The organism is Bradyrhizobium sp. RDI18 (genome assembly GCF_043203335.1).
Classification (GTDB): domain Bacteria; phylum Pseudomonadota; class Alphaproteobacteria; order Rhizobiales; family Xanthobacteraceae; genus Bradyrhizobium; species Bradyrhizobium retamae.
This window is the reverse complement of sequence record NZ_JBICRN010000008.1, coordinates 6797446-6813466: the sequence shown is the minus strand read 5'-3', so window position 1 is coordinate 6813466 and position 16021 is coordinate 6797446. Positions and strand designations below refer to the sequence as shown.

Annotated in this window: 15 protein-coding genes; 1 reads left to right on the top strand and 14 read right to left on the bottom strand. The window is 63.3% G+C overall.

What is annotated here, in order from left to right:
• Positions 1–270 precede the first annotated feature (270 nt).
• From ACFXS9_RS41850 to ACFXS9_RS41820, 7 genes are all read right to left on the bottom strand, one after another.
• Positions 271–504 (bottom strand): DUF6894 family protein, encoded by a 234-nt coding sequence (locus ACFXS9_RS41850; protein WP_028346922.1) that lies wholly within the window; start codon positions 502–504, stop codon positions 271–273.
• Between the two features lie 206 nt (positions 505–710).
• Positions 711–1328 carry a hypothetical protein gene (locus ACFXS9_RS41845; RefSeq protein ID WP_392699352.1) on the bottom strand — a complete coding sequence of 206 codons (618 nt, stop codon included), beginning with the start codon at positions 1326–1328 and terminating at the stop codon, positions 711–713.
• 110 nt (positions 1329–1438) lie between these two features.
• Entirely contained in the window at positions 1439–2425 is a 987-nt protein-coding gene (locus tag ACFXS9_RS41840; protein ID WP_392699350.1) for an MDR family oxidoreductase, read from the bottom strand.
• A 44-nt stretch (positions 2426–2469) separates the two neighbouring features.
• On the bottom strand, positions 2470–3717 hold the full coding sequence (locus ACFXS9_RS41835) for an MFS transporter (RefSeq protein WP_392699348.1): 1248 nt from the start codon (positions 3715–3717) through the stop codon (positions 2470–2472).
• A gap of 271 nt (positions 3718–3988) precedes the next feature.
• The gene (locus ACFXS9_RS41830) at positions 3989–5419 is read right to left on the bottom strand and encodes a cell wall hydrolase (RefSeq protein ID WP_392699346.1); all 1431 of its coding nucleotides are present in this window, start codon (positions 5417–5419) and stop codon (positions 3989–3991) included.
• Positions 5420–5864: 445 nt separating this feature from the next.
• Entirely contained in the window at positions 5865–8699 is a 2835-nt protein-coding gene (ppdK, locus tag ACFXS9_RS41825) for a pyruvate, phosphate dikinase (protein WP_392699344.1), read from the bottom strand.
• 127 nt (positions 8700–8826) lie between these two features.
• A complete protein-coding gene (locus ACFXS9_RS41820; protein ID WP_082637306.1) occupies positions 8827–8982 on the bottom strand; it encodes a DUF3096 domain-containing protein in 156 nt (51 codons plus the stop codon).
• A 240-nt stretch (positions 8983–9222) separates the two neighbouring features.
• On the opposite strand from ACFXS9_RS41820, the gene ACFXS9_RS41815 reads away from it, so the two are divergent.
• Positions 9223–9582: a DUF1236 domain-containing protein gene (locus ACFXS9_RS41815; protein ID WP_392699342.1), complete on the top strand. Its 360-nt coding sequence runs from the start codon at positions 9223–9225 to the stop codon at positions 9580–9582.
• Positions 9583–9793: 211 nt separating this feature from the next.
• Here the strand turns inward: ACFXS9_RS41815 and ACFXS9_RS41810 are convergent, their stop codons facing one another.
• The 7 genes from ACFXS9_RS41810 to ACFXS9_RS41780 form a co-directional block, all read right to left on the bottom strand.
• Entirely contained in the window at positions 9794–10396 is a 603-nt protein-coding gene (locus ACFXS9_RS41810; protein WP_392699340.1) for a class I SAM-dependent methyltransferase, read from the bottom strand.
• Between the two features lie 3 nt (positions 10397–10399).
• Positions 10400–12499 (bottom strand): glycine--tRNA ligase subunit beta, encoded by a 2100-nt coding sequence (glyS, locus tag ACFXS9_RS41805; RefSeq protein ID WP_392699338.1) that lies wholly within the window; start codon positions 12497–12499, stop codon positions 10400–10402.
• Positions 12499–13434 carry a glycine--tRNA ligase subunit alpha gene (locus ACFXS9_RS41800; protein ID WP_213290276.1) on the bottom strand — a complete coding sequence of 312 codons (936 nt, stop codon included), beginning with the start codon at positions 13432–13434 and terminating at the stop codon, positions 12499–12501. Before ACFXS9_RS41800 ends, glyS begins: the two co-directional genes overlap by 1 nt.
• A gap of 120 nt (positions 13435–13554) precedes the next feature.
• Positions 13555–13746 carry a hypothetical protein gene (locus tag ACFXS9_RS41795; protein WP_057849531.1) on the bottom strand — a complete coding sequence of 64 codons (192 nt, stop codon included), beginning with the start codon at positions 13744–13746 and terminating at the stop codon, positions 13555–13557.
• Between the two features lie 120 nt (positions 13747–13866).
• Positions 13867–14772, bottom strand: a complete 906-nt coding sequence (locus ACFXS9_RS41790) for a S49 family peptidase (protein WP_392699336.1) — start codon at positions 14770–14772, stop codon at positions 13867–13869.
• 248 nt (positions 14773–15020) lie between these two features.
• The gene (locus ACFXS9_RS41785) at positions 15021–15782 is read right to left on the bottom strand and encodes a tRNA1(Val) (adenine(37)-N6)-methyltransferase (protein WP_392699334.1); all 762 of its coding nucleotides are present in this window, start codon (positions 15780–15782) and stop codon (positions 15021–15023) included.
• Positions 15775–16002: a DUF2007 domain-containing protein gene (locus ACFXS9_RS41780; RefSeq protein WP_392699332.1), complete on the bottom strand. Its 228-nt coding sequence runs from the start codon at positions 16000–16002 to the stop codon at positions 15775–15777. The genes ACFXS9_RS41785 and ACFXS9_RS41780 overlap by 8 nt, the downstream gene beginning before the upstream one ends.
• Positions 16003–16021 lie beyond the last annotated feature (19 nt).

The window sequence follows — 16021 nt, the reverse complement described above, 5'->3', positions numbered from 1 at the left end:
TGAAATTGGGTTTAATTGCGACCGCGAAGAAGGTGCTGCTCCCTCTCCCGCTTGCGGGGAGGCATAGGCGGCCATGGCCGCCGTTCTTTAGTAGACCGCCGATGCGGAGCATCGGCTATGGGGTGGGGGTGTCTCCGCAGGCGATACTGCCCGAGTGGAGAGAGCCCCCCACCCGGCGCTTCGCGCCGACCTCCCCCGCAAGCGGGAGAGGTGAAGCGCGTCTGCGGCCGAACCGATCTAATCATCATGCTCTAGCTAGGGGATGGTGCTCTAACCGACGGATTCGGCGACGAGGCGAATCCTGAACACGGGCTTTTTGGCTTCGTCCAAAAGCTCCATCTGCCATTCGGCGTTCTGTTTCAGGCTGCGCGAAAGGCTGCCCAGTAGGTTGCCGCAGACCTTGGTCATCTCGGCCCAGGCGGCTTCGCGGCTTTCGAATTCGGATCCCTGATCGGACGCGCCTGCGTAGCGACCGTGGCTGATCCGAAAAAAATACAGCGGCATGATTGTTCTCACGTGTTGGGCCGCCTCCCGGCCTTCTCTGCCGGTCACCACTTGGAGCGAGATTCGCTACCAGGACATGAATGCGCCAGCCCGTATGACTACGGGTTCCCGTTCGCCAAGACTTGGAATGGCAGGTGATTCACAGGCTGCGCGATGGCCTCCGAGGCGGCTTGTTTGCCGCCCGCCGCAAGGTGCCGTTGCCGCGATCAATCGGTCGAGCGGCGCAGCTCCGGGGCGCTCTCGGCCTTGGCCGGTTCGGGCTTTGCCTGCTCCGCCTTCGGCTCGGATTTCACCGGCTCGAGCTTGGCGCTCTCGACCGCAGGCGTCTCGGCCCGCGTCGTTACTTCGGCCCGTGCATCGGCCGGCCCACGCGACGGCTCCTCCCGACGATGCAGCGAGCGTGGGCGCGCCACGGAGCGCGCAATCAGCATCTGCGAGGCGCCCTGATGGCGGAAATCGCAATAGGCGAAGCCCATGCCCGAGACCGAGCCACGGAACGAGCGATCATCACGCTTGTCGAGATTGAAGCACGGCTCGAAGGGCAGTCCCTTGATCGAAGCGCAGACGGCCTGGCCGCGAATCTGCAGCGTGTTGCCGGGCAGGCGCACATGACGGATCGGGCCCGAGCCGCTGAATTGGACGGAACCGGCTGCGCCGAGATCGTCGAGGATGCGCCCGGCGCCGCGGGTGCCATCAAAGCAGGTAAAGGCGAAAACCTTGCCGCTCACGAACCTGCGCGCCTCGTCGGCATTCATCATCCCGGCCAGCGCAGGAACGATCATCGCACTGGCCGTGACGGCCCCCAGAACCAAACGCGCAAGCATGCAGCTACTCCAACTTAACAAGAGCGCGGGCGCCCGCCTTTACCCGCTGCTTACCATACCAACCACCATGGCAACATTGGAGCAGGTTGGTTGGGAAAGTCTGAACACCGTTAGAGAATTTTTACCACGATTTGACCGCGGACCTTCCCTGCGAGGATTTCGGCGCCCGCGCCGATTACCTGATCCAAACCTATTTCATGAGTAATATCAGATAGTTTTCCCTTATCCAAATCGCTGGCAAGGCGCTTCCAGGCAAGCTTGCGCTGCTCGATCGGGCACATCACCGAGTCGATGCCGAGAAGGCACACTCCACGCAAAATAAACGGCGCGACCGAGGACGGCAAATCCATACCGGCGGCAAGGCCGCAGGCGGCAATGGCTCCGCCATATTTGGTCATCGACAGCAGGTTGGCGAGCGTGGTCGATCCGACGCTGTCGACGCCACCCGCCCAGCGCTCCTTGGCCAGCGGCTTGGCGGGCCCTGCGAGCTCGGCGCGATCGATGACTTCGGCGGCGCCGAGGCCCTTGAGGTAGTCGGCCTCCGACATCCGCCCCGTGGACGCGATGACGTGATAGCCGAGTTTTGAGAGCACGGCTGACGCGACCGAGCCGACGCCGCCGGCTGCGCCGGTCACCACGACGGGACCGCTCTTCGGCGTCAGTCCATGCTTCTCCAGCGCCAGCACCGACAGCATCGCGGTGTAGCCGGCAGTGCCGATCGCCATCGCGTCGCGCGTGGAGATGCCATCGGGCAGCCGCACCAGCCAGTCGCCCTTGACGCGCGCTCTTTCGGCATAGGCGCCAAGATGAGTCTCGCCCATGCCCCAGCCGTTGCAGACGACCTTGTCACCGGTCTTCCATGCCGGATGCGAAGATTGTTCGACGGTGCCTGCGAAGTCGATCCCGGCGATCATCGGGAAACGCCGCACGACCGGCGCCTTGCCGGTGACGGCTAGACCATCCTTGTAGTTCAACGTCGACCACTCGACGGCGACGGTGACATCGCCTTCCATCAGCTCGGATTCGTCGAACTGCGTCAGCGCGGCGGTGGTGCCTTTATCGGCCTTATCGATCCTGATGGCCTTGAACGTTCCCATGGCAAACTCCCCGGACTTTATCTGTCTCGAGAGTGTTTACCGCATCAGGCGGGTTGTGCAACCGGGCGCGCGACCGGCTGCTCGACGATCGGCAGGTTGATCAGCGCCGACAGCACGCCGAACAGGATCGAGAGCCACCAGATCGGGGTGTAGGAGCCGAACTGCTCGAACACGATGCCGCCGAGCCAGACGCCGAGGAAACCGCCGACCTGATGGCTGACGAAGGCAAAGCCGTACAGCGTTGCGAACCACTTTGTGCCGAACATCAGCGCCACCAGTGCCGATGTCGGCGGCACCGTCGAGAGCCAAGTCAGGCCGCTGACCGCACCGAACATGATCGCCGAGAACGTCGTGATTGGAAACGAGATGAACGCGACAATCGCCAGGGCGCGGGTAAAGTAGATCAGCGAGAGGATGTAACGCTTCGGGTACTTGTTCTGCAGCCAGCCGACGCTGAGCGAGCCGATGATGTTGAACAGGCCGATCGCCGCGACCACCCAGCCGCCGGTCTGCGACGAGACTCCGCGATCGGCGAGATAGGCCGGCAGATGCACCGTGATGAAGGCGAGCTGGAAGCCGCAGGTGAAGAAGCCCAGCACCAGGAGAACGTAGGAGCGATGACCGAACGCTTCCGCCAGCGCGGTCTTGAACGATTGCTGATCCCCGACAGGCTCATTCGACGACGTCGAGGGTGGCGTCGCGATCGCGAGCGACAGCGGCACGATCAGCAGCATCAGGAGCGCGAATACCGTCAGCGCCGCTTGCCAGCCGAAATTGTCGATCATCGCCACGCCGAACGGCGCGAACAGGAACTGGCCGAAGGACCCGGCCGCGGTGCCGGCGCCGAGCGCAATGCCGCGCTTCTCGACCGGCAGCAGCTTGCTGAACGCCGACAGCACGAGATTGAACGAACAGCCTGAAAGACCGAAGCCGATCAGGACGCCGGCGCCGAGATCGAGCGACAGCGGCGCCGTGGAATAACGCATCAGAAGCAGGCCGGCGGCATAGAGCAAGGCGCCGACAATCATCACACGCAGGATGCCGAAGCGATCGGCGATGGCGCCCGCAATCGGCTGCCCCAGTCCCCACAGCAGATTCTGCAGCGCCAGCGCGAGGCCGAAAACATCGCGGCCCCAGGCGAACTCGCGGCTCATCGGCTGCACGAAGAAACCGAGGCTGGAGCGCGGTCCAAAACTCAACAGCGCGATCGCGCAGCCGCAGACGATGATGACGACCGGCGTCCGCCAGGTGCCGAGTCCGGAGGACGGACGAAGGTCGGTCGTTACAGCCATTTGCTTCCCCTGGACCAATCGGCGCCCGGAACGGCCGGGCGAAACGTTACGGTGAGTTAATGCAGTTGCATGAAAATCCCAAGAGGGCGGAAGAGAAAAATTTTCCGCTGCAGGGCAGCTCTGCAAAATTGGCGAGGGCAATGAGTGCAATTGCGGGGCTCCGGCGCTTCGCGCCGCGGCCGAGCGATTTGAGGAAGCGCCCGTCGTCCGGCCTCAATCAATAATGATCGCCGGTGGTGATGGCCCCGCGCGTTCGCAGGGACGACGGCTGTTACCGCTTCGCGCTCGCCTGCTCGGCGGAGCTTTGCGCGGCTTCCGCGAGCTTGGCGGAGATCGCCGCGGTCTCGGCGGGCGTGCCCCAGCTCGGCGCGTCGCTGCCGTTGCCCCAGGCGCGTGGCCGGTAGAAGGTATGCACGCCGAACTTGTGCATCTTCTTCATTTCATTGACCCAGGACGGCCGCACCCAATAGGCGTGGTAGTGCGTCGACTTGTCAACTTCCGGCAGCCAGAGCTGGCCATCGAGCATCGCCTTCGCGATCTTCTTCGCCCGCTCCCACATGTCGGGCTCGCGAATGACGTCTTTGTTGTTATCGCAGGCGAAGGTGAACTGGCACGCCAGATGGCGATGCTTGTTCTGGTAGACCACGCCGCACACGGTTTCGGGATATTTGCCGGAGAAGGCGCGGTTCAAAACCACCTGCGCCACCGCGATCTGGCCTCGCACCGCTTCGCCGCGGGCCTCGAAGTAGATCGCTTCAGCCAGGCACTTTTCCGACTTGGCGCGCGATTTCTCGTCGAACAGGCCGAGACGTTCGGCCGGCGTCTTGGCGCGCTGGTTGTCGGCGTTGACCTCGCCCTTCGGCGCGACGCTCTCGCCCATCTCGCCGGCCCGCACCGGACCATCGGCATCGACCGGCAGCGAGGCCATCACCTTCATGTCGGGATCCGGATGCGCTGGTGGCATGACGATGACGGGCTCTTCGCCGGGCTGCCAGCGTTCGATGCTTTCGGGCGAGCCGAGCGAGGAGCCAAAGAACAGGCTCGAGGTCTTAATGGAGAAACCATCGCGCGGTGGCGTAGCCGCTTGCGGCGCGACCTTGAGATCGTCCTGCGGTTTACTCTCGAGCGACAGCGACATATCCAGTGGCGGCGCGTTCAGCGCGGCCTGCAGCTCGGGATCGAGCGGTGCACGCTCGACGGGCGGCGGCGTCTCAGCGGTCTTGGCGCCCTTGACCGATGCATTGGATGTCGCGGGATCCTCAATCGCGGGCGCTCGATCGGCAGGGCCTGTGGTCTCCACCGCCGGCGACGGCGGCGCGATGATAAGGCGGTCGCCCTTCAATGTGCGGTCGACCTTGGGGAAATCGGCGGCGTGATAGCGTGGCGGTGGAGCGACCAGAGAATTGCGCGTCACCGAACCCGTGACGTCGATGCCCTGAGTGTCGAGGCTTGCGAGACGGTAAGTCGCGGTCTGCGGCGACGAGGTTCCGATCGGGCGGCCGAAGGAGAACGTCGCGACCTGGATGGTGCCGGCGGAGGAGAACACGCGCTTCTGCCAGCGCTCGGCGACGCCCGGCTGGCGCGCCAGCAGCGAGGCGATGTCCTGATATCCGATCTCGGTCGGCATCAATGCGAAGATGCAGAGACCGAGACCGAAGGACGCGAACCGCGCGCCCTTCGGCTGGTTACGCAACACAAACATTGTACGCTCACGCAACGCTTACACGATCGAATGTCAGTACATCCGTGCAATTCGACCTTTTTTGTTGGTATCGAATTTAGGTTGCCGGGGAGTTAATCGGCGTGGCGTGCGTGCTACACGCAAGACGTTGCGCAATTTTTCCGGATCGCATGAGAAGTGTTGGTAAATGGCCGCTCGATGAAAGTGGTAAACATCCCGTCAACGAAGATGATGAAGATATTCTTCGCCGTGTGAATGCGGGAACTCCTCGATGTTGAGGGCCTTGAGCGAGCTCCCTCCACGTCATTGCGAGCGAAGCGAAGCAATCCATAGCGCGGCATAACGGATGGGTGGATTGCTTCGTCGCTTGCGCTCCTCGCAATGACGGCGCTGGCACAGCTCGCTAAAAGCAAATGCCCGGGACAAGCCCGGGCATGACGTCGTTGGATGGAACCTTGAAGCAGGCTTACGCCTGGCTCTCAATCTTCTTGCCGAGCGCGGCCTGCGCGGCGGCGAGGCGCGCGATCGGCACGCGGTAGGGCGAGCACGAAACGTAGTCGAGCCCGATCTCGTGGCAGAACGCCACCGAGGCGGGATCGCCGCCATGCTCGCCGCAAATGCCGACCTTCAAGTTGGGCCGTGTCTTGCGACCACGGGTGACGCCGATCTTCACCAGCTCGCCCACGCCATCGCGATCGACCGAGATGAACGGATCGATCTCGAGAATTCCCTTGCTGACATAGGTGCCGAGGAAACTCGCGGCGTCGTCACGGCTGATGCCGTAAGTAGTCTGGGTCAGGTCGTTGGTGCCGAACGAGAAGAACTCCGCGGTCTGGGCGACATCGCCGGCCAGCAGGCACGCACGCGGCAGCTCGATCATCGTACCAACTTGATAAGCGAGCTTCTTGCCGGTCTCCTTCATCACCGCCTGCGCGGTGGCGTCGATCCGCGCCTTGACCAGGTCGAACTCGGCCTTGGTCGCGATCAGCGGCACCATTACCTCGAGGCCGACGGCCTCGCCGGTGCGCTTCTCGGCTTCTACCGCCGCTTCGAAGATCGCGCGCGCCTGCATTTCGGCGATCTCAGGATAGGCGATCGCAAGACGGCAGCCGCGGAAGCCCAGCATCGGGTTGAACTCGGCGAGATCGCGGGCGCGATCGGCGAGCTTGCGCGGATCGGTGTTCATCGCGCGCGCGACTTCCTCGATCTCGGCCTGGGTGTGCGGCAGGAATTCATGCAGCGGCGGATCGAGCAGGCGAATCGTGACGGGCAGGCCCTTCATGATCTCGAACAGCTCGACGAAATCGGCGCGCTGCATCGGCAACAATTTTGACAGCGCCGCGCGGCGCGACTGTTCGTCCTCGGAAAGGATCATCTCGCGCACGGTGCGGATGCGGGTTTCCTCGAAGAACATGTGCTCGGTGCGGCACAGCCCGATGCCCTCGCCGCCGAATTTTATCGCAGTGCGCGCATCTTCCGGCGTGTCGGCGTTGACGCGAACTCCGAGCTTGCTAACCTGATCGGCCCAGCCCATCAGCGTGCCGAACTCGCCCGACAGTTTCGGCTCGATCATCGGCATCTTGCCGGCCAGCACCTGGCCGAGCGAGCCGTCGATGGTGATGACGTCGCCGGTCTTGAAGGTGCGCGAGCCGACGCTCATGGTGCCGCGGCCATAGTCGACGCGAATGGCGCCGCAGCCGGAAACGCAGGGCTTGCCCATGCCGCGCGCGACCACTGCAGCATGCGAAGTCATGCCGCCGCGGGTGGTCAAAATGCCTTCGGCGGCGTGCATGCCGTGAATGTCTTCCGGACTGGTCTCGACGCGCACCAGAATGACGCTGCGGCCATCGGCCTGAAGTTTCGCGGCCTCATCGGACGAGAACACGATCTCGCCGGATGCGGCGCCGGGCGAGGCCGGCAGGCCGGTCGCGATCACGTCGCGCTTGGCCTGGGGATCGATGGTCGGATGCAGCAATTGATCCAGCGAAGCCGGATCGATCCGCATCACCGCGTCCTTCTTCGAGATCAGGCCTTCATTGGCGAGCTCGACCGCGATGCGCAGCGCAGCCTTCGCGGTGCGCTTGCCACCGCGGGTCTGCAGCATCCACAACTTGCCCTGCTCGACCGTGAATTCCATGTCCTGCATGTCGCGGTAGTGCTTTTCGAGCAGCGTGTAGAACCGCGTCAGTTCCTTGAAGGCGTCCGGCATCGCGCTTTCCATCGACGGCTTGTCGGAACCGGATTCCTGGCGCGCTTCCTCGGTGATGTCCTGCGGCGTGCGGATGCCCGCCACCACGTCCTCGCCCTGCGCGTTGATCAGGAATTCGCCGTACAGCTTGCTCTCGCCGGTCGACGGATTGCGCGTGAACGCAACGCCGGTCGCGGACGTCTCGCCCATATTGCCGAACACCATGGCCTGCACGTTGACCGCGGTGCCCCAGGATTCCGGAATGTCGTGCAGGCGGCGATAGGTCACCGCGCGCGCATTCATCCAGGATGAAAACACCGCGCCGATCGCGCCCCACAATTGCTCGTGCGGATCCTGCGGGAAATCCCTGCCGGTCTCGCGCGCCACCGCTTCCTTGTACTTGCCGACCAGCTCGACCCAGTCGTCGCCGGTCAGATCAGTGTCGAGCGTGTAGCCCTGGCTGTCCTTGAAGGTGTCGAGAATGTCCTCGAAGTGATGATGCTCGAAGCCGAGCACCACGTCCGAATACATCGTGATGAAGCGGCGATAGCTGTCATAGGCAAAGCGGCGATCGCCGGAGAGCTCGGCGAGCGCTTCGACTGTTTTGTCGTTGAGGCCGAGATTGAGCACGGTGTCCATCATGCCCGGCATCGAGGCGCGGCCGCCGGAGCGGACCGACACCAGCAGCGGATTTTTCGAGTCGCCGAATGCCTTGCCGGTCAGCTTGCCGACATACTCAAGCGCCTTCTCGACCTGCGCCTTCAGCGCCGGCGGATAGGTTTTGTCATGCGCGTAGAAATAGGTGCAGACCGAGGTCGGAATCGTGAAGCCCGGAGGCACCGGCAGGCCCAAATTGGCCATCTCGGCAAGGTTGGCGCCCTTGCCGCCGAGCAGGTCGCGCAGGCCCGCTTTGCCCTCTGCCTTGCCGTCCCCGAAGGTATAGACCCACTTGCCCGATTTTACCGCCTCGGCGGCAGGCTTGCGGACCGCAGCCTTCTTGGCCGCGACCTTGGCTACCGGCTTGGCCGGGGCCTTCTTTAGCGCTTTGCGGGCCGAGGCCTGCGGCGCGGCCTTCGGCCGGGCGGATGGCTTTGATTTCGCTGCAGATTTCACTGCAGCCTTCTTGACTTCGCGACGGCTTTGGCCATGGATTCCAACTATCCGAAAAAGGGAAGAAGATTGCGCGCCTTACACCATTTTGAGGGGTTCCGCGCAAGCCGCGAAACCCCGCTTTCCGGTGCTAGAACTTGAACATCTTGAGCACGCCGAGACCCACCAGGCCGACGAAGATCAGGTAGATCGCGACGATGTAGTTGAGCAGCCGCGGCATGATCAGGATGAATATCCCGGCGAGCAGAGCAACGATCGCGGGAACATGCGTAGCGGTGATGGTCATTGAAATCTCCAGATGATCGCGGGGGTGGGAAATCGAATCGAGGGCGGCAACTTAACCGCTGGCGCGGTTCGGGAATAGCAAGACGCTTAACCGCTTCAATGGGTTCCAGCCTTCGCAACAATTCCCCAGAAATGTCGCGGATGAGGCCGCGCTTTTCCCGGAACAATGCTGCACGCGATGAATTGGCCCGCATTGTGTGGCTGGCGAAAGCCGGCACCTCTTCTCGCGAAGGAGTTGACCATGCGGAACAGACTATTTGCCATTGCGGCGATCGCGGGCGCGACGGCCGTCCCGATCGCGGCTCAGGCGCAATCCACGATCGGCACAGGCGGCGGCAGCGCGGTCGTCATCGGTGAACACGTGGAAGGCATCGCGCCCGACGTGCGTCCGGCCTTCCGCGAATATATCGTGCGCGAACGCGTGCCGAATTATACTATTTCCGAGCGTGTGACGGTTGGCGCCGTGCTGCCGGAAGCCGGCGTGACCTACTACGACGTGCCGCAATCGTTCGGGGTGACGCCCTATCGCTACACCGTGGTGAACGGCCAGACGATATTGGTCGAACCGCGTTCGCGTCGGATCGTTCAGGTGGTCGATTGACCTTCAGTAGCCTGAACGATTGGTCCGGGCGCCGCGCAAGCGGATGTGCGCGAGATACGACCGGACAAGAAGCCCCGCCCGGCGTCCCCTCCGGGCGGGGTCTTTTGTGTGACTGTTGTCCCGGACGCGGCGCGGTTCTGGAGGGTGGGCAAAGCGAAGCGTGCCCACCATTCACACCAAGGGCGCCTTTGCCCACCCTACGGGATACGAGCTATTCCCTGATTTCCAATCCCGGCTTCTTCACCACCAGCCGGTGAATCTTCTTTCCCGATGAGGCGCTGACGATCTCTTCGTCGAGCAACACGGTCGCGGCCTTCAGCTCGGCCTGCACGACCGCCGGATCGAACGCGGCGTAGAGCCGTCCCTGCGCGTCGCGCTGATCGGCGCCCTCGGTGACGCGCCAGCTCAGATAGAGAATGCCGCTGGGCTTGACGATATCGAGCAGACGGCGGACCGATGCCGCAATCTCCTTGCGGTCGAGATGCATGATCACGGTTTCGCACAGCACGTTATCGAACGTGCCGATACCGCGCAGATCGGGCAATTCGGCATGCGCGAACTTGCACGATGGATAGCGCCGGCGCGCTTCGTTGAGCAGGCCGTCCGAAGCATCGAAGCCCACGGCCGAAAAGCCGTGGGCGTGAAGCCAGGCGACCTCGCGGCCGCAGCCGCAGCCGATATCGGCCGAATTGCCGCCACGCACGAAAAATCGTTCGACGACCTCCTGCAGGTCGACGGGCGCCGGCTGACCGAGCCAGTCCTTCGCGAACGCCGCCGCATCCTGGTCATAAGCGGCGAGCGTCTGAGGATCCATGGTCTAGCCTTCGATCTTGGAAAAATCCGCCACCGCGCGGGTCGCCGCGCGGATTTCGTTCAGGAGTTTTAGTCGATTCTCGCGCACGGCAGGTTCATCATCGTTGACCTTGACCTTGTCGAAGAACGCATCGACGGCGGGGCGCAGTTTTGCCATCGCGCTCATCGCGGTGGCGAAATCTTCCTTCTGCACCGCGGCGGAGGCCTCGCTCCTAACCTGCTCGATCGCCTTGGCGAGCGCCTTTTCTTCGTCGAGCCTGTAGAGTCCAGCATCCGGCGCACCATCGAACGTGCGTTTGTCCCGCTTCTCCTCGATGGAGAGGATGTTACTCGCGCGCTTGGTGCCTGCAAGCAGGTTCTTGCCGTCGTCGGTGTCGAGGAACTTGCCGAGCGCCTCGACGCGGCGGACTACCAACAGGAGATCGTCCTGTCCGCCGAGCGAAAACACGGCGTCGACGAGATCGTGCCGCGCGCCCTGGTCGCGGAGCTGGACTTTCAGGCGGTCGGCGAAGAAGGAAAGCAGGTCACCCGGAAGCTTCTCGACGTCGCTCGTTTCCGGCAAGCCAGCCAATGCCGACTTCGCCACGTTCAAGATCGGCAGCCGGAGCGTATTATCAACGATCAGCCTGATGGCACCCAGCGCAGCGCGCCGCAATGCATAGGGGTCCTTGCTGCCGGTCGGCTTCTCGTCGATTGCCCAGAAACCCGCCAGAGTATCGAGCTTGTCGGCCAGTGCGACGGCCGCGCTTACCGGATCGCTCGGCACGCGATCAGTAGGGCCTTGCGGCTTGTAGTGGTCCTCGCTCGCGGCGGCGACGGAGGCGTCTTCGCCTTGCGCCTGCGCATAATACTTCCCCATCAGGCCCTGCAGCTCGGGGAATTCGCCGACGACTTCGGTCAACAGATCGGCTTTTGCCAGATGCGCGGCGCGCTTGGCCTTCGCAACGTCGGCGCCGACCAGCGGCGCGATCTCGGCCGTCAGCCGTTCGATACGCTTGATCCGCTCCGCCTGCGTGCCAAGCTTCTCGTGAAACACGATCTGGTCGAACTTCTTCAGGCGGTCTTCCAGCTTCGTCTTCAGGTCGGTCTCGTAGAAGAATTTTGCATCGCTCAACCGCGCGCGGATCACGCGCTCGTTGCCGGCGACGATTACCTTGCCGCCGTCGCTGGCCTCGATATTGGCGGTCAGGATGAACTTGTTGGCGAGCTTCCCGGTCTTGGGGTCGCGCACCACAAAGCATTTCTGGTTGTTGCGGATGGTGGCGCGGATCACTTCGTCCGGGATCGACAAAAATTCCTCGTCGAACGATCCCATCAGCGCGACCGGCCATTCGACAAGGCCCGCGACTTCGTCCAGCAGCGCCTGGTCCTCGACCAAGTCAAAGCCCTGCGCGAATGCCAGCTCCTTCGCGTCGGCCAGGATGATGTCCTTGCGCGCCTGCGGATCGAGCACGACCTTCGCGGCCTTCAGCTTGGCTTCGTAATCCTCGAAGCGGCGCACCGAGATCGCCGACCGCGCCATGAAGCGGTGGCCGAACGTGGTCTGCCCGGCCTCGATGCCGTCGACGGAAAACTTCACCACGTCGGGGTCTTCGGTCTCCGGACCGAAGGTCGCGATGATCGAATGCAGCGGCCGCACCCAGGAAAGCGAACCCGATTTGGTCGAACGTGCGCCCCAGCGCATCGACTTCGGCCACGGGAAGGTTCGGATGATGACCGGCAGAATCTCGGCGAGCACATCGATGGTGGCGCGGCCCGGCTTTTCGATCAGGGCGATGTAGAAGTCGCCCTTCTTCGGGTCGGTCTGGATCTTGGCGTCTTCGATCTTGGCCAGACCGGTCGCCTTCAAGAATCCCTGGATCGCGGCATCGGGGCCGCCGACGCGCGGGCCGCGGCGCTCTTCCTTGAGGTCGGATTGCCGCGTCGGAACGCCGTGCACGGTCAGCGCCAGCCGCCGCGGCGTCGCGAACGCTTTCGCGCCTTCATAGACCAGGCCTTCGGCGACGAGCTTGTCGGTCACCATGCGGCGCAGATCGTCCGCCGCCTTCGCCTGCATGCGCGCGGGGATTTCTTCGGAAAACAGTTCCAGCAGAAGATCAGGCATCAGACCGCCCTGCCCGCTTCGGTGTGAACCCAGGCTTCGCCGCACGCCTTTGCCAGCTCACGCACGCGCATGATGTAGCTCTGCCGTTCGGTGACCGAGATCACGCCGCGCGCATCGAGCAGATTGAAGACATGGCTGGCCTTGATGCACTGGTCATAGGCCGGCAGCGCCATCAGATGTTCTTTCTGATTACCGCCCTCCTTCCACCCGGCCGTGAGATATTTCTTGCAGGCGTCTTCGGCCATCTTGAACTGCTCGAACAACATCGCCGTATCCGCGTGCTCGAAATTGTGCCGGGAATATTCCTGCTCGGCCTGCAGGAAGACGTCGCCATAGGTGACCTTGTCGGCGCCGTCGCGGCCGTTGAAGTTGAGATCGTAGACGCGGTCGACGCCCTGCACATACATCGCAAGACGCTCGAGCCCGTAGGTGAGCTCGCCGGAAACGGGTGCGCATTCGACGCCCGCGACCTGCTGGAAGTAAGTGAACTGGCTGACTTCCATGCCGTCGCACCAGCACTCCCAGCCCAGCCCCCAGGCGCCAAGCGTCGGGCTTTCCCAATCGTCCTCGACGAAGCGGATGTCGTGTACGCTGGAATCGATGCCGATCGCAGCGAGCGACTTCAGGTACAGATCCTGAAGGTTCGGCGGCGACGGCTTCATGATCACCTGAAACTGATAATAGTGCTGCAGCCGGTTGGGGTTCTCGCCATAGCGGCCGTCCTTCGGCCGGCGCGAGGGCTGCACATAGGCCGCATTCCAGCGCTTCGGCCCGAGCGCGCGCAGCGTCGTCGCCGGATGGAAGGTGCCTGCGCCCATTTCCATGTCGTAGGGCTGCAGGATCACGCAGCCCTGCTCCGCCCAGAATCGCTGGAGAGCAAGGATGAAGCCCTGGAACGAACGTTCCGGGCGCATATGGGCAGGCAAAGCGTCCATCAGCAGAATCGGTCTCGCGAAGGGGGGTTTAGAAGTGCGCGGGACCGTATCGACGCGGAGGCGGGGAATCAAGGCGATGCCGGAGGTCCGGCATCGCCGATGTCGGTTTGTCTGGATTATCTAACCCGGCCGATAAGCTCCCGTGACGGGGTCGCGGCGCAGCGTCGGAATATCGGCCGTCTGGGCCGCCTCGGTGACGCGCGCCAGGCGCGCCTCCTCCAGTTCCCTGTTGATGCGGACGGCGGTCTTGTAGGCCCAGCGGACCACGGCAAGCCCACCCAGGGCACCCGCGAATGCGATCAGCGGCGGCATCGGTCGATCCTTGTCGTTCACGTGTCAGCCCCCAATGTCCACATTGTCGCCCAACCCGGTCCGCGCCGCAATTCCGCTTTTGGGACTAAATGGCGCGGCTCGCTGACCTCCAGTTGATCGCTAGAACCCGAATTTGGCCCAAATTGCCCGGGTTTCGAGCGCCGAAATCAATTCATCCGGCAATCCCCCGATACCGTCGGCCAGTGAGCCCGCGCCCGGCGATCTCCGGCCCAAGAGCCCGGCCAGCATCCCGCTTGCCGGCGCGATGAGGGGCGTCAGCACTTTGTCACCATAGCGCTCGCGCAGCGTCGAGCGGAGATCGCCGATCTTGTCCGCAAGGCCGAGCGACACCGACCTCTCGCCCGCCCAGTATTCGCCGGTGAACAGGACGTCGTCGGACCCCTTGAGGCGCGCACCGCGGCTGCCTTTGACCAGCGCGATGAAGATGGCGTGGATCTCGCGCTGAAGCGTCTTCAGGCGGGCGACGTCATCCGGGTCTTCGGGCAGGAAGGGGTCCAGCATCGCCTTGTGCTCGCCTGCCGTGTAAAGCCGCCGCTCGACGCCAATCCTCTTGATCAAGTCCTGAAAGCCGAAACTGCCGCCGACCACGCCGATCGAACCGAGGATCGAGGACGGATCACAGAATATCTCGTCGCCCGCGCAAGCGATCATGTAGCCGCCGGATGCCGCGACGTCCTCGACGAACACCAGCACCGGCAGTTTCTTTTCCGCAGCAAGCTGCCTGATCCGCAAATAGATCTGCCGCGATTGCACCGGCGAGCCGCCGGGCGAATTGATCACCAGCGCCACCGCCTTGGCGTGTCGGGTGGCGAACGCGCGTTCGAGCGTTTTGGCGATGCCGGCCAACGTCAGGCCCGGCCGCAATGGCGTCACCGCACCGATGACGCCCGACAGGCGAACCACCGGAACGACCGCAGCGTCGGGCCGGAATTTTGCCGGAATGAATCGTTTCATCCCGTCAATGAGGCCCGGCAATCCCGTGCGATCACTTAATTGTTCACTCATGCCGTTACCTCGAATTAACCATTTTTTATCACGCCAATGTCATTGGAAAGGCCGGAACGCCTTTTGGCAGGACGCCTTTTGCATTGCAGACGAGAGACTGCAATGGCGCAGCGGAGACTGACATGAAAATCTACCTGCTGATAATGCTCATCGGCAGCCTTCTGACCGCGATTCACTTTACGTCGGCGCCCAAACAACAGTCCGAGACGCTTCCGCAATAGCGAGTAATTGGGAGTTGCGGGCCGACTTTACAGGTTCGCCAACGGCAAGGTTCCCTTCCCGGCCAGAATATCCTGCACCCCTTTATGGGGCTGACCTTGCTCGTCATTGAGCATCAGGGCGGGATGGATTTGCGTCGGCGCCCGCCCACCCTTGGTGGCGCGAACCAGGATGCGATTGGCAGGCCCCCGTGCGTCACCGTGAACCGGCAGCACCTGCAGGCTCCCGAAACCGTGATCGAGCGCCGAGAGCACCTCGCCGATTCCGTCGGCACGCCAGATCAACGTCAGCGCTCCCTTTGATTTGAGAATGCGCCGCGCCGCGTGAATCCATTTCGAGAGCGTCGTTGCGGTCGCCATATGCGCGGTCCCGCGTGCCGTGTCCGGCGAGACGCGATGCCGCGCCGGGTCGTTGAAGGGCGGATTCATCAGTACCGCATCGAAGCTGTCAGGAAGGAGTCCGGCAGCGGCAAAGGCCGTGGCATCGGCCTCCACGTCAAGCACGATCACGGCGGCTTGAATCGCATTCGCCTCCGCATTGGCGCGCGCAAGGCCCGCCAGCACAGCATCGATCTCGACCAGAACCAGGTCTACGCCGGCCACGCGCCTGGCAACCGAAAGCCCCGCGACGCCGACGCCGGCGCCGAGATCGGCCACGCGGTCACCCGGACGGGCTGCCGTCGCTGCCGCCAGCAGCACTGCATCGTGACCGGCGCGATGTCCTGATTTCAGTTGCTTCAAACGCAATTGCCCGCCGAGAAACGCATCCTCGGTGAGTTCGAGGTCATTCATCTGGGCGCAATTCGTGAGCCAGACCCGCCTCGGCCAGCAACTGGCGGGCTGCGCGATTGTCGTCCTCATGAACCAGGATGCGGCGTGGCAGGATGCCGAGCGATCCCTCGATGACGCTCATGTTCTGGTCCAGCACCAGATGATGGATATTGGCGCCGTCGAGCAGCGCGCCGATCGCAGAAACCAGCACGATATCGTTGGTCCTGACCAATTCCCGCAAGTGGTGTTCTCCTTTTTCG